Source organism: Nocardia rhizosphaerihabitans (genome assembly GCF_014646295.1).
GTDB lineage: Bacteria > Actinomycetota > Actinomycetes > Mycobacteriales > Mycobacteriaceae > Nocardia > Nocardia rhizosphaerihabitans.
This window is the reverse complement of sequence record NZ_BMNE01000010.1, coordinates 70,697-84,376: the sequence shown is the minus strand read 5'-3', so window position 1 is coordinate 84,376 and position 13,680 is coordinate 70,697. Positions and strand designations below refer to the sequence as shown.

The 13,680-nt window shown below is 68.0% G+C and carries 11 protein-coding genes and 1 pseudogene; 4 read left to right on the top strand and 8 right to left on the bottom strand.

What is annotated here, in order from left to right; genetic code table 11:
• Positions 1-243: 243 nt before the first annotated feature.
• On the top strand, positions 244-555 hold the full coding sequence (locus IEY60_RS30665) for a DUF6191 domain-containing protein (protein ID WP_189034004.1): 312 nt from the start codon (positions 244-246) through the stop codon (positions 553-555).
• Here IEY60_RS30665 and IEY60_RS30660 read toward each other — a convergent pair.
• Positions 552-1,319 carry an acyl-[acyl-carrier-protein] thioesterase gene (locus IEY60_RS30660; RefSeq protein WP_189034003.1) on the bottom strand — a complete coding sequence of 256 codons (768 nt, stop codon included), beginning with the start codon at positions 1,317-1,319 and terminating at the stop codon, positions 552-554. The genes IEY60_RS30665 and IEY60_RS30660 overlap by 4 nt on opposite strands.
• 66 nt (positions 1,320-1,385) lie before the next feature.
• Positions 1,386-1,814: an SRPBCC domain-containing protein gene (locus IEY60_RS30655; RefSeq protein WP_189034002.1), complete on the bottom strand. Its 429-nt coding sequence runs from the start codon at positions 1,812-1,814 to the stop codon at positions 1,386-1,388.
• 195 nt (positions 1,815-2,009) lie between these two features.
• Between IEY60_RS30655 and IEY60_RS30650 the strand changes: the two genes are divergently transcribed.
• Positions 2,010-2,348: an LGFP repeat-containing protein gene (locus IEY60_RS30650; RefSeq protein WP_189034001.1), complete on the top strand. Its 339-nt coding sequence runs from the start codon at positions 2,010-2,012 to the stop codon at positions 2,346-2,348.
• Positions 2,349-2,422: 74 nt separating this feature from the next.
• On the opposite strand, the gene polA is transcribed toward IEY60_RS30650, so the two are convergent.
• Positions 2,423-5,155 carry a DNA polymerase I gene (gene polA / locus IEY60_RS30645; protein ID WP_189034000.1) on the bottom strand — a complete coding sequence of 911 codons (2,733 nt, stop codon included), beginning with the start codon at positions 5,153-5,155 and terminating at the stop codon, positions 2,423-2,425.
• A 251-nt stretch (positions 5,156-5,406) separates the two neighbouring features.
• On the opposite strand from polA, the gene IEY60_RS30640 reads away from it, so the two are divergent.
• Together IEY60_RS30640 and IEY60_RS30635 are read left to right on the top strand one after the other, a co-directional pair.
• Complete coding sequence (locus tag IEY60_RS30640) at positions 5,407-5,556, top strand: hypothetical protein (RefSeq protein WP_189033999.1); 150 nt, start codon at positions 5,407-5,409, stop codon at positions 5,554-5,556.
• Between the two features lie 12 nt (positions 5,557-5,568).
• The gene (locus IEY60_RS30635; protein ID WP_189033998.1) at positions 5,569-6,789 is read left to right on the top strand and encodes an FxsB family cyclophane-forming radical SAM/SPASM peptide maturase; all 1,221 of its coding nucleotides are present in this window, start codon (positions 5,569-5,571) and stop codon (positions 6,787-6,789) included.
• Here the strand turns inward: IEY60_RS30635 and IEY60_RS30630 are convergent.
• The 5 genes and pseudogenes from IEY60_RS30630 to IEY60_RS30615 all read right to left on the bottom strand — a co-directional run bounded on the left by IEY60_RS30630 (position 6,774) and on the right by IEY60_RS30615 (position 13,671).
• The gene (locus IEY60_RS30630; RefSeq protein WP_189033997.1) at positions 6,774-9,284 is read right to left on the bottom strand and encodes a tetratricopeptide repeat protein; all 2,511 of its coding nucleotides are present in this window, start codon (positions 9,282-9,284) and stop codon (positions 6,774-6,776) included. The two genes, IEY60_RS30635 and IEY60_RS30630, sit on opposite strands and share 16 nt — an antisense overlap.
• Positions 9,285-9,431: 147 nt before the next feature.
• The gene (locus IEY60_RS36085) at positions 9,432-10,127 is read right to left on the bottom strand and encodes an ABC transporter ATP-binding protein (RefSeq protein ID WP_229740293.1); all 696 of its coding nucleotides are present in this window, start codon (positions 10,125-10,127) and stop codon (positions 9,432-9,434) included.
• A 147-nt stretch (positions 10,128-10,274) separates the two neighbouring features.
• A pseudogene (locus tag IEY60_RS36080) lies at positions 10,275-11,225 on the bottom strand (ABC transporter ATP-binding protein); the annotation flags it as partial.
• Entirely contained in the window at positions 11,222-12,637 is a 1,416-nt protein-coding gene (locus IEY60_RS30620) for a branched-chain amino acid ABC transporter permease (RefSeq protein ID WP_189033995.1), read from the bottom strand. The pseudogene IEY60_RS36080 and the gene IEY60_RS30620, both read right to left, overlap by 4 nt.
• Positions 12,634-13,671 carry a branched-chain amino acid ABC transporter permease gene (locus IEY60_RS30615; RefSeq protein ID WP_189033994.1) on the bottom strand — a complete coding sequence of 346 codons (1,038 nt, stop codon included), beginning with the start codon at positions 13,669-13,671 and terminating at the stop codon, positions 12,634-12,636. Before IEY60_RS30615 ends, IEY60_RS30620 begins: the two co-directional genes overlap by 4 nt.
• Positions 13,672-13,680 lie beyond the last annotated feature (9 nt).

Genomic DNA, 13,680 nt, shown 5'->3' with positions numbered 1-13,680 from the left:
TACGGCGGGTTACTACGAGAAGAATCTGCCGTGTGGCTGCCTGCGCGGTCTGCGCAGCAGCGGCCGCGCGGTCGCGGTCAGCGACAAGCAGCGCGGCAAAGCGGTCGGCGGGATTCGGCACGGGTTCGAGAATAGGGCGGTCGTCGCGAAACCGCAACCTACTTAGCGCCTCGACGTGTCTACCCGTGAGTACCATCACCGCAGCTCAGCGACCGCGCGCTCCGGGGCCGGTACCGTGAATGCATGGGTACGGTCTTCGCGATGACGATCCCCGGGCTGGCGATCCTGCTGATCCTGCTCGCGCTGCTCGAGGTGGTGGTCAACCGGCTGACCGGCACGCGTGTGCTGCCGTGGACGCGCAAACGCACCGGGCCCGCGGTGGCGGCGACCGGATTCGAGCACCTCACGGCGATGTTCCAGGGGTCCAAGCAGCACGAGTTCGAGCAGCGGCTGACCACGCTGATGCACCGGGAGACTCCGTCGGACGGCGCGCCGCCGCGGGATGAGGTGGATCTGGCGGGCGGGTCGGCCAGGTTGGTCGCGCGCGACCGCTAGCGGTCGCCGGCCAGTCGCTCGACCGAACCGAGTGCCCGCGCCGAACCGTCGACGTCCACCTGCAGGCGCAGGCTGCCGGGCTGCAGGCTGGTACGCAGGACGACCTTGTCGCCCATCATCACCGGGCCGACATGCTCGACGATCGCCCGGTACGGCAGTTCGTGGTGCTCGGGGTGCGCGGCGAGGGCTTCCTCGACCGCCTCCCAGTAGACGGCGTTGTTGACGTGGCCGAGCCGGTCCACATCGGTCACCCGCAGCGGGAACGACACCGCCTCCGCGGCGACGCCGTTGAGCTCGGTGAGCGCGGCGCGCCAGCGCAGCCGGTGCTCGGTGGTGCTGGCCAGCATCGGCGCCATGAACGCGTCGCTCATCCGCGCCGGACGCCCGGCCACCGGGTCGATGTGGATCAGGAACGCGGCGGCCTCGATATGCCCGCCCCGCTCCCCTTTGAGCTGAATCCGCATGTCGCACCAGCGATTCGACAGCGCGTCGGCCCAGCGACGTAGGTGCACCCGGTCGCCGAAGACGATGGGTTCGTAGACGTCGATGACGGTGCGCCGCACGATCCACGCCTGGTGCGCGTCGCCGTCCTCGACGGCGTCGAGATGATCGAACCCGATGTCCTGCAGATACCGCGCCACCGCGTCCAGGCGCAGCCGGTCGTGGCCGTCGGTGTCCCCGAGGCGCACGGGCCACGACGTCGCGAAGGCCTGCTCGATATCAGGGCAGTCGGGCAGCGGGGTCGCGATGACGTCAGCGGACATGTGTCCGATGCTGCCACATTCCGTCGCTGCCGCCGCCCGGCGCCGAGGCGTTTCGCGCCACCGGAATCAGCCGCGTTCGGCGGCGGCCTTGATCCCCTCGACGTGGGTGGTCCACATCCCGCGCGCGTGCGAGGCCTCCGCCTCGGTGGCGTTGTTGTCCTGGCTCAGCGACAGCCGCGTGGTCGTGTCGTCCCCGACGAGTTCGTAGGTGAGCGTGTGATAGTTCTCGGGCAGGTCGTCCTGGCCGCTCAGCGGGCTGTAGTGGGTGACCTTCAGCAACCGGCCCGGCTCGACCACGAGAATCTCGCCACGGTCCTCGTAGGACTTGCCCTCGTACTCGCCCTGCCAGACGATCGGGCTACCCGGCTGCCAATCGGTGCGTACCTCGGCACCGAACATGAATCGGCGGATCTGCTCCGGGTCGGTCAGCACGTCCCATACCCGCTGCGGAGAGGCGCTGATCTCGGTCTGCGCGGTCGCGACGAATCCGGTCATGATGCTCAACTCCTTCGGTCGACCAACCCCACCCTACGACCGCGCGACCCCCGCGTCTTGGACAAAGGCGCCAGCCCTGTCAGCGGTGTTTGACGGTTCGTGGTCGCTCCGCGAGTCGCCGCCGGGGAACCGGCGAGCGCGCGTTACGGTCGCCGCGCTCGACCAATTGTTACCTGCGCGAAAGGATCAATCGATATGGCATTCGAAGTCACTGGAGCTATCGGCGACCACTACAACGAGGCTGGTGGCGTGTCGAGCCCGCTGGGGGAACCGACCTCGGATGAGCAGGACGCGCCCAACGGTGGCAAGTTCCAGGAGTTCACCGGCGGCGTCATCTACTTCACGCTGCCGACAGGAGCCAAGACCGTGTACGGCGCCATCCGGCAGGCGTGGGAAGCCGAGGGCGGCGCGGGTGGCCGGCTGGGCTACCCGACCTCCGACGAGCAGGACATCGACGGCGGCAAGATCAGCCACTTCGAGAACGGTTCGATCAGCTACTCGATCGCCGACGACGCGGTGACGGTCAACGCGTAACCAGCGTTCCGTTCCCCAGCCACTGTGGGTACCGATCCTGACGGGTCGGTGCCCACAGTGCCGAGTCGGCCACGTCAGTGCGCGGCGGCGTCCCAGCTGCGGCCGGTGCCGACGGAGACCGTCAGCGGCACCGAGAGTTCGATGGCCGAGGACATCTGTTCGCGGGCAAGGGCTTCCAGTGCTTCGCGTTCGCCGTCGGCGACCTCGAAGACCAGTTCGTCGTGGATCTGCAGGAGCATGCGCGAGCGCAGACCGGCCTCACGCATCGCGTTCTGCACATTGATCATGGCGACCTTGATGATGTCGGCGGCGGTGCCCTGGATGGGGGCGTTGAGGGCCATCCGCTCGGCGGCCTCGCGGCGCTGACGGTTGCTGGAATCCAGGTCGGGCAGGTAGCGGCGGCGACCGAACAGGGTCTGGGTGTAGCCGACCTTGCGGGCCTGCTCGACGACCTCGGCCAGGTAGTCGCGGATGCCGCCGAAGCGGTCGAAGTAGACGTCCATCTGCTCCTTGGCCTCGGCGGTGCTGATCTTCAGCTGCGCCGAGAGGCCGTAGGAGCTCAGGCCGTAGGCCAGACCGTAGGACATGGCCTTGATCCGGCGGCGCATCTCCGGGTTCACCTCCGACAGCGGGATGTCGAAGGCCTTGGACGCGACGAAGGTGTGCAGGTCCTCGCCGGAGTTGAACGCCTCGATCAGGCCCTCGTCGCCGGACAGGTGCGCCATGATCCGCATCTCGATCTGGCTGTAGTCGGCCGTCATCAGCTCGGCGTAGCCGGGGCCGACGACGAAGGTGTCGCGGATCTGGCGGCCGGTGTCGGTGCGGATCGGGATGTTCTGCAGGTTCGGCTCGGTCGAGGAGAGCCTGCCGGTGGCGGCGATGGTCTGGTTGAAGGTGGTGTGCACGCGGCCGTCGTCGGCGACCGACTTGAGCAGGCCGTCGACGGTCACTTTGAGCCTGGTCGCGTCGCGGTGCGCGAGCAGGTGCTCGAGGAAGGCGTGGCCGGTCTTCTCGAACAGCGATTCCAGCGCGTCGGCGTCGGTGGTGTAGCCGGTCTTGGTGCGCTTGGTCTTGGGCATGTCGAGCTCGTCGAACAGCACCACCTGCAGCTGCTTGGGCGAGCCGAGGTTGATCTGCTTGCCGATCACCTCGTACGCGGAGTTCGCCGCCTCGGCGACCCGGTCGGCGAACTGGCGCTGCAGCGACTCGAGCTGGGCCACGTCGACGGCGATGCCCGCCTCTTCGAGCTGGCCGAGCACGCCGAGCAGGGGCAGCTCCATCTCGTCGAGCAGGGCGGTCGACTCGATCGCGGCCAGTTCGGTGTCGAGCGCGTCGGCGAGGTCGGCGACCGCGCGGGCGCGCAGCATCTCCTGGCGCGCGGTCTCGGCGGCGACGGTGTCCTCGTCGTCGAGCAGCGAGAGCTGACCCGTGTCGCCGGTCTCCACGCGCAGTTCGCGCTTGAGGTAGCGCAGGGACAGATCGTCGAGGTTGAAGCTGCGCTGGCCGGGCCGGACCAGGTAGGCCGCCAGCGCCGTATCGGTGGTGAGGCCGGCCAGGGTGAAGCCGCGACCGCGCAGCGCGTGCCCGGCGGACTTGGCCTCGTGCAGCGCCTTGGGCACGGCCGGGTCGGCCAGCCAGGCGCCCAGCGCCGCCTCGTCCTCGGGGGTGAGCACGGTGAGATCGATGTAGCCGCCTTCGCCGTCACCGGCGGCGATCGCGAGGGCACGGGCGTCGCCGTGCACCGGGGTGCCGGTGCCGACCACCGACAGACCTTGGCGCACACCGGCTTTCGCGTGCTCGGCCAGCCAGTCGGCCACCGCGCCCTGATCGAGGGCGCCACCGCTGATCTCGAAGCCCGATTCGGCCTCGGGCTCGGCGGAGCCGAGGGTTTCGAACAGCCGGTCGCGCAGCACCCGGAATTCCAGGTCGTCGAAGAGCTGATGGATCTTCTCCCGGTCCCACGGCGCCTGCGCCAGCTGGTCGGGCGTGTAGGGCAGCGGGACCTCGCGCACCATCTCGGTGAGCTGGCGGTTGAGCACGACGCTGGACAGGTTGGCGCGCAGCGCGTCGCCGACCTTGCCCTTCACCTGGTCGACCTTGTCGACGAGGGTGGCCAGGTCGCCGTATTCGCGGATCCACTTGGCGGCGGTCTTCTCGCCGACGCCGGGGATGCCGGGCAGGTTGTCGCTCGGGTCGCCACGCAACGCCGCGTAGTCCGGATACTGCGCGGGGGTGAGGCCGTACTTGGTCTCCACCTCGGCCGGGGTGAACCGGGTGAGATCGGAGACGCCCTTGCGCGGGTAGAGGACGGTGACGTCGTCGTTGACCAGCTGGATGGCATCGCGGTCACCGGTGACGATCAAGACCCGGTATCCGTGGGCGGCGGCCTGGGTGGTGAGGGTGGCGATCACGTCGTCGGCCTCGTAGCCGTCGATCGCCATCACGGGAATGCCGAGCGCGCCCAGCACATCCTTCGTGAGCTCGACCTGGCCGCGGAACTCGTCGGGCGTCGCACTGCGATTGGCCTTGTACTCCGGGTATGCCTCGGTGCGGAAGGTCTTGCGGGACACGTCGAACGCCGCGGCCACATGGCTGGGCTTCTCGTCACGCAACAGATTGATGAGCATCGAGGTGAACCCGTACACCGCGTTGGTGGTCTGCCCGGTGACGGTCTTGAAGTTCTCCGCCGGTAGCGCGAAGAACGCGCGATAGGCCAGCGAGTGCCCGTCCAGGAGCAGCAGCGTAGGCCGCTCACCGCCCGAATCGGTGGTCGTTGTCGATGCCTGCGCAGTCGTCGGTGAACTCACCCGGATGAGTGTAGGGACCACCACCGACACCCCCGAACCCCGCCGCGCCGGTCGGGGCCGGCGGGTACCCGAGACTGCGGTCCCGAGCGGGCGTCGCCGACCGGGCGGGAGAGTGCAGCGCGCGCTGTCCACCCCACTGACAGCGCGACGCGCCAGCGCCACACCGTGGTAAGGCCTTCGAGGACGAAACGATCTGTCCACGAACACGGCGAAATGTGATGATGGGGAAAGTTTTTCAGCTAGGAGTCGCCATGAAACCGTCCGTCGACACCACCCCCGCCGCCGCACTCGACATCGCCCTCGCCCGGTTGCACAGCCCGGAATCCGACGCCTGCACCGCCTACGCCCACAACACCAATCCCCGCGCTCTCCTGACTCCACGTCCGCGTCGCGCGTCGTAACGGTTACGCCACGTGCCGATCGAGTTGCCGTGGCCAGGTTTCGCCGCGACCGCCGCGCCCGTACAGCCGCTCCGGGAATTCATCCTGAAAGTGCAGTCCCGGTGCAACCTGGACTGCGACTACTGCTACGTCTATCACCTGGCCGATCAGTCGTGGCAGAAGCAGCCTCGCGGGATGAGCGATGCGGTGGTCGAGGCGGTGGCGAATCGCATCGCCGAGCACGCCCAAGCGCACGACCTCGACGAAGTCGCGATCCGGCTACACGGTGGGGAGCCCCTGCTGACCGGACCGGATCTGCTCATCCGGATCACCGAAACCATCCGCGCCGGAGTCGCCCCGCTGCGCGTGCTGGCCTCCGTCCAGACCAACGGCGTCCTGCTCGACCAGCGAACTGCCGAACGCTTGGTCGACGCGCAGATCGGCATCGGGGTCAGCATCGACGGTGACAGATCGGCCAACGACCTGCATCGCCGATTCCGCGACGGCCGGTCCAGCTACGATGCCGCGTCAGCAGCGATCACCCTCATGGGCAGGCCGGGCCTGCGCGCATCGTTCGGCGGCGTCTTGTGCACGGTGCAGCTGGCCGCCGATCCACTCGCGGTGTGGGCGAGCCTGCTCGATCTCGGCACTCCCGCCGTGAACTTCCTGCTGCCGCACAGCACCTGGGAGAACCCGCCGCCGGGCTCGGGTCACGCGGACGGGCGAACGCCCTATGCGGACTGGCTCATCCCGATCTTCGACGCGTGGTTCGACGCATCGGAGAGCCCATGCGAAGTCCGGATGTTCGAGGATCTCATCCACCTGCTCCTCGGCGGCAGTGCCAGCTACGAGGCATTCGGACTCAACCCGATCGCCTTGGTCGTGATCGAGACGGACGGCTCCTACGAGCAAGCAGACAGCATGAAGGCGGTGGGAGAAGGTGCAGCGGCCACCGGAATGAGCGTCTTCCGGCACTCCCTGGACGAGGTTGCGCGCCTGCCTGCCCTGCAGGCCCGACAGATCGGTGCCGCGGCACTCGCGCCGAAGTGCCGGCAATGTCGGCACCATCGCGTCTGCGGCGGCGGTCTGTACTCCCACCGGTACCGCCCCGGCGCCGGTTTTCGCAACCCCTCGGTGTACTGCGCCGATCTCTTCGCGTTGATCAGCCACATCGAAGCGAAGGTCGAGGCCGGATTGGCCCGTCGTGGGACCTCGCTGGCCCGGATACGGGAGGCGGCTCAGCACAACCCGTGATCTTCCTCGAAGCCGAGTGCGGCAAGGCGCGCACGCACCGAGTCCGCCTGCGCCGACCCGGTTTCGAGGTAGATCGCCAACGCTCTCAGCAGCGCCGCGACGGCGCTCTCGTGGTGCCCGCCCTGCGCCTCCAGCTCGGCAAGTGTCTGCAGGGTCTCAGCCGCACCGAGCTGGTCACCGCTCTCGCGACGCACCGCAGCCGCGGTCTCGAATGCCGATCGGGCCGCAGCCGGACGCGACATGGCCACCAGTGTCCGCCCGATATCGTGGCGGACTACCCCTTCGACGTGTGGATCCAGGTCTCGGCACACCGCCAGCGCATCGTCGAGCAGGGACTTCGCCTCGACATACTCGCCACGGTCGAACCGGGCGGCCGCGAGCACCTCGTGCAGGACGATCGCCTCGCTGCGGGCATCCCCCACCTCGCGCCAGATGTGCAGCGCGGCCTCGCCGAACTCGATCGCCTGCGCTCCGCGACCGAGCGCCAGCGCCGTCTCCCCCAGGTTGTTCAATGCCATGCCCTCCCCGATCCTCGCGCCGAGTTCGCGGTTGATCCGCAGCGAGTCCGAGAAGGCCGACCAGGCGTCGGCCGGACGTGCCGACTCGAGCAATGCCCCGCCGAGGCTGGTCAGACACCATTGCTCGGCGAACAGATCGCCCAGCATGCGAGCGGCTTCGACGGCGTTCTCGCTCTGCGCAAGCCAGTCGCTGTAATGCCGTCGAATCTTGTAGTAGGTCGCGGCGGCGAGGGCGATCCGCCAGGCCACGCTCGGCAGTCCGGACGCGAGCGCGCTGCGGACTCCGGCGGCCAGGTTCACCCGTTCGGCATCACACCACCGCAGGGCAGCGTCGTAGTCGCCGAACCCCACCGGCGGCAGCTCCGGCCACGGCGGGTCCAGCGGGACATGCCGGCGCGACGGCGCGAACAGCCGATCCGCGGCGTCGATGGAGCGCAGGTACCAATCCAATTCCCTGGCCAGAGCCTCGCGTCGGACCTCCACGGCGTCCTCGGCCTCGGCGCGCTCGACCGCGTACTCGCGCAACAGGTCGTGGAATCGGTACCGATCCAGCCCCGGGCGTTCCAGGACGTTGAAGGCGACAAGGGCGTCCAAGGTGCGTCGCGCTCGATCCGGCGAGGTGTTCAGCAGCGCGGCCGCGGCCATCGAGCCGAACTCACCGCCGGGGTGCAGCGCTGTCAGCCGGAACGCGCGCTGAAGATCACCGGACAGATTGCGATAGGACCAGGAGAACACCACACGAACCTCCGTAGCTGGATCCCCGTCCAATCCGGACAGGGTGTCGAGTTTGTGCCGCTCACGGCCCAGCTCGGTAGCGAGTTCAGACAGCGACATTCCGGACAGAGCCGAGTACTCGGCCGCGATGCGCAACGCCAGCGGGAGGCCGCCGCACAATCGGGCGATGACCCGGGCCGCATCGTCGTCGGCGGATTCGGTCACAGCGGCCAGCAGCTCGGTCGCATCGATGGGAGCCAGCGGGGACAGCGTCATCCTCGTCGCACCGTCGTGGACCACCAAGCCGGTCAACGGACTGCGGGTCGTGATGATTGCCGCGCAGGACTGCGGTGGCAGCAGGGGACGCACCTGCTCGGCGGAGCCGGCATTGTCGAGCAGGACCAGCACCTTGCGACCGTCGAGCAGCCCCCGATATCGCTGGGCGAGTAGTTGTTCGTCGGAATCCCGGTCACCGTGCCAACTGTCGTCCAGGGATCGGATGAACAGGTCCAGTGCGGCGTAGGTCGAGACCGCCGGAGCAGCGCTGTAGCCCTGCAGGTCGATATAGAGCTGTCCGTCCGGAAATCTGGCCAGCGCCGCACGTGCGGTCAGCACGGCCAGGCTCGACTTGCCGACGCCGGGCGGTCCGCCGACGATCACGATTCGTCGGCGGTTCTCCTCGCGCACCCGCGACAGCAGCACGGATCTGCTCTCGACCCGATCGACGAATCCTGTTCCCCCGAAGGGCAATTGGCGAGGAATCGGGCGAGCAACGTCGACCTGCCGTGTGTCGACCAGGCGCAACATCAGCCGCATGATCGCCTGCAGCAGTTTGGCCTGCAGGTCGGCGGGGTCGACCGCGTCGACCGTGGTCAACCCACTTTCCCGGATCTTGTGCCGGAAGACGACCTGACGCTGTTCGACCCGGTCGTTCTCGACGAATACCATCAACCGGTGTTTTCCCGACTCTGTCGCAGTGTCGAATTCGAGTTCGGTATAGGACCGGCTCGGATCGTCACGGACCGGCGATCCATAACGCGCGCCGATGATTCCGACGTAGAGATCGGCTTGGCGTACCGCTTCGACACACACCTGCGCGGTCGGTCGTTCGTCCGCGGTGAAGTACCGCATATCGACCGGTGCGTGCTGTGACTGCTTCACCGCATCCTCGGCCGCGTCGATCCACGACCGACCAGTCGGCCGGACACGAAGATCCCCGGTGTGGCTCAAGAAGATTCGCCACGGACGCGCGACGTCTGTCACAGGTCAACGGTAGCCGCCAGCCGGTCGACCCGCCGGAAAAAATCGACGAATACGCACCGCGCCCGCTGGGGTGGGCGGTGCCGACGACATCGGCCCCTGTACCGCTCAGCGACGGGTACAGGGGCCGATTTCCGGGCGATTTCCTGGTCAGTCGTGGCCGAGGTAGGCGGACATCACGGCGGGGTCGGTGAGCAGGGCTGAGCCCGCTCCGGTCTTGGTGACCTCGCCGGTTTCCAGGATGTAGGCGCGGTCGCTGCGGGTCAGGGCCTGCTGGGCGTTCTGTTCGACGAGCAGGACCGTGGTGCCCTGGCGGTTGATCTCGCTGATGATCTTGAAGATCTGCTGGATCACCATGGGGGCCAGACCCATCGACGGCTCGTCGAGCAGCAGCAGCTTCGGGCGGGCCATCAGGGCGCGGCCGATGGCCAGCATCTGCTGTTCGCCGCCGGAGAGCGTGCCGCCGACCTGTTTGCGGCGTTCGGCCAGGCGGGGGAACAGTTCGAAGATCCAGTCCAGCGTCTGCTGGTACTCGGATTTCTGCTCGAAAGGCCTGCCGTAGCAACCCATGTCGAGGTTCTCCGCCACGGTCATGCCGGGGAACACGCCGCGGCCTTCCGGCGCCTGGATCAAGCCGTGGACCACCCGGTCGTGGGCCTTCATCGAGGTGATGTCCTTGCCCTCGAACAGGATCTTGCCCGAGGTGAGCGGCAGCAGACCCGACAGCGCGCGCATGGCGGTCGTCTTGCCCGCGCCGTTGGCGCCGAGCAGGGTGATCAGCTCACCCTGGTCGACCGACAGCGAGATCCCGTGCAGCGCTTCGATTCTGCCGTAGTTCACGACCATGTCGCGGACCTCGAGCAGCGGCACGCGCTGCTCGACAACGGCCTCGGGCTCCTCGCGCGCCGCTTCCACCACCGTGGCAGGCGCCTGCGTCGGCGCCGCTTCCTCCGTGGCGGCGGCGCCTGCCCCCTCGCGCACCTCTTCGACCGTGTCCGCGTCGGGCACACCGAGATAGGCCGCGATGACCGCCGGATCCTCCCGCACCTGGGCGGGCAGGCCGTCGGCGATCTTGCGGCCGAACTCGAGCACCACGATCCGGTCGGTCACGCCCATCACCAGGCGCATGTCGTGCTCGATCAGCAGCACGGTGTAGCCGTCGTCGCGGATCTTGCGGATCAGATCCATCAGCGCCGACTTCTCGCTGGGATTGAATCCGGCGGCCGGTTCGTCCAGACACAGCAGCTTCGGCTCGGTCGCCAGCGCCCGCGCGATCTCGAGCCTGCGCTGATCGCCGTAGGAGAGGTTGCGCGCCTTCTCCACCGCCCGCGGCGCGATACCGACGAACTCGAGCAGCGCCATGCCACGCTCGATGGCGTCGCGCTCCTCGCGCCGGTGCTTCGGCGTGCGGAACACCGCGCCGGGCACCGAGGTGGTGTGGCGGGCGTCGGTGCCGACGACCACGTTCTCCAGCGCCGTCATCTCCCCGAACAGCCGCACGTTCTGGAACGTGCGCGCGATGCCGAGGCGGGTGATCTCGTTGCGTTTGGTCTTGGCCAGCGGCCGCCCGTCGAAGTGCACGCTGCCCGCCGCGGGCTTGTAGACACCGGTGATCGCGTTGAAGCAGGTGGTCTTGCCCGCGCCGTTCGGGCCGATCAGGCCGAGGATCTCGCCGCGGCGGATCTCGAAGCTGACCCCGTCCAGTGCGGTCAGACCGCCGAACTTCACCGTCAGGCCGTCGGTGCGCAGCAGCGCCTCGCCCACCTCGGTGTCGATCGCGCGATGCGGCGCGACCACCTCGGCGACCGTCTCGGCATCGCCGAGTTCGGGCAGCACCGCGGTGACGTCGACCTCGCCTGCCGGTTCGACCTCCGGCGCTGGCTTGTACCCGGCCGACATGTCCTCGTTGTCGTACAGCGCGTCCCCTGCGCCCGGCCCCGTCATCGCCCTGCTCCGATCAGTTCGGCCGCCGGCTTGCGCACGACCGCCTGGTACACCTGCCTGCCGTAGGTGAGCAGTTTCTGCCGCACCGGGAACAGACCCTGTGGCCGCAGAATCATCATCACCACCAGCGCGATGCCGAAGTAGAAGTACTTCAGGTCACCGAGAGTCTGCGCGCCGCCCTTACGGAACAGCAGCACGCTGCCCAGCAGCAGCAGGCCGAAGACCACCGCGAAGATCGACACGGTGATCACCCCGCGCCTGGCCCACACGCCGAGCGCGGCACCGCGCCACCGCCACAGCAACCACAGGCCGACCAGCAGCGCGATATCGAGCCCGAGCAGCAGATAGCCGGTCGACTCGCTCGACACCAGCTGCACCGACTGCAACCGCATCGGCAGGTACGCGATGAGGAAGGCGCCGACGATCACGCCGAGCTTGTTGCCCGAGCCGCCGAGCACGACGGCGCACAGGAACAGCATCGACAAGATGATGTCGAACTGCTTCGGGTTCACATAGGTGACCTGACCGGCGTACATGGCGCCCGACAGACCGCCGACGGAGGCGCCGATCACGAAGGCCCACAGCTTGAACTTGAAGGTCGGCACGCCCATGATCTCGGCGGCGTCCTCGTCCTCGCGGATCGCGACCCAGGAGCGGCCGACCCGGCTGCGCTCGAGGTTGCCGATGACCAGCAGGACCACGACAACCAGCGCCATGCCGAGCCAGAACCACCAGGTGCCGTTGTTGGCCCGCTCCAGCGGGTTCGAGCTGTCGGGATCACCGAGGTTGCCCGGAGAGAAGTAGCCACCGGGATGCGCTTCCGATTCGCCGACCTCCGGGTAGGCGATCTTGGACAACCCGAGGCTGCCGTTGGTCAGTTCCTCGAGGTTGTCGGCCATCAGGCGGACGATCTCACCGAAGCCCAGCGTCACGATCGCCAGATAGTCGCCGCGCAGCCGCAGGGTCGGCGCGCCGAGCACGAGACCGGCGAACGCGGTCAGCGCGACCGCGATCGGCAGGCACGCCAGCCACGCCCAGCTGGGATCGAGCCAGCCGCCGTCGGTCTGGTTCCACGGACTGTTCGGACTGGTCAGCAGGCCGACCGTGTAGGCGCCGACAGCGTAGAAACCGACATAGCCGAGGTCGAGGAGACCGGCCTGGCCGACGACCACGTTCAGGCCGATGGCGATCAGCGCGTACATCGCGAACTGCGCCATCACGCCGCCGAAACTCACGCCCGGGGTGTCGATCAGCGGGGGCGGGTACAGCGGCAGGATCGCCAGCACGGCGATGACCGGCACGCCGACGGCCCATTGACCCGGCCGGGACAGACCGTCCCACCAGTCGCGGATCGCGTCGCCGAGGCCGCGCCGATCCTGGTCCTTCACCGGAGTTTTCGTCAGGTCGGTCATGCGCGCGCCCTCCCCAGGCTCTCGCCGAGGATGCCGGTCGGCCGGAACATCAGCACGGTCACCAGCAGAACGAACGCAACCACGTCACGCCATTCGTTGCCGAACAGGATCTGCCCGTATTGCTCGGCGACGCCGAGGATCATGCCGCCGAGCAGCGCGCCGCGCAGGTTGCCGATACCGCCGAGCACCGCGGCGCTGAAAGCCTTGATACCGAGAATGAAACCGCCGGAGAAGATGATCCCGGTGGGGATGTAGAGCGTGTACAGCATCGCGGCCGCACCGGCCAGCAGGCCGCCGATGAGGAAGGTCAGCACGATCACCCGCTCGCGCGAGACACCCATCAGGGTGGCGGTGTCGGGATCCTGGGCCACCGCGCGGATGGCGCGGCCGAATTTGGTTCTGTTGATGAGGATCTCGGTGGTGATCGCGAGCACGATGGCCGCGGCGAAGATCACCAGCGCCACGTTGGTGACCTGCGCGCCGAGGAAGGTGAACTGCACCTTCGGCTCCACCAGCCGGATACCGGTCTGGGCGTTGGAGCCGCCGAGACCCGGCTTGATCTTGGGCAGGATGTAGTGGACGAACTCCTGGATCACGAACGACATGCCGATCGCGGTGATCAGGAACGCCAGCGGTTTGGCTCCGCGCCTGCGCAGCGGGCGGTAGGCCACCCGTTCGAGCCCGATCGCGGCGATGCCCGAGACCAGCATGCCGAACAGCATCGCCAAGCCGAGATAGGTCACCGTCAGCAGGACGCCCTGGGAGTACGCGTTGCCGCTGGGGGCGAAGCCGAGCAGCTCCAGCCCCACGTAGGTACCGAACATGCCGAGCATGAAGATCTCGGAATGCGCGAAGTTGATCAGTCGCAGCACGCCGTAGACCAGGGTGTAGCCGACGGCGACCAGCGCGTAGATCGATCCGTAGGTGAGTCCGTCGACGGTCAATCGCCAGAACTGGTCGATCACCCCGGAGACGTTGAAATCGATGGACCCCTCTGCCAACAGGGTCACACCGAGCGATGCCGCTGATGTCATGATTTCTCT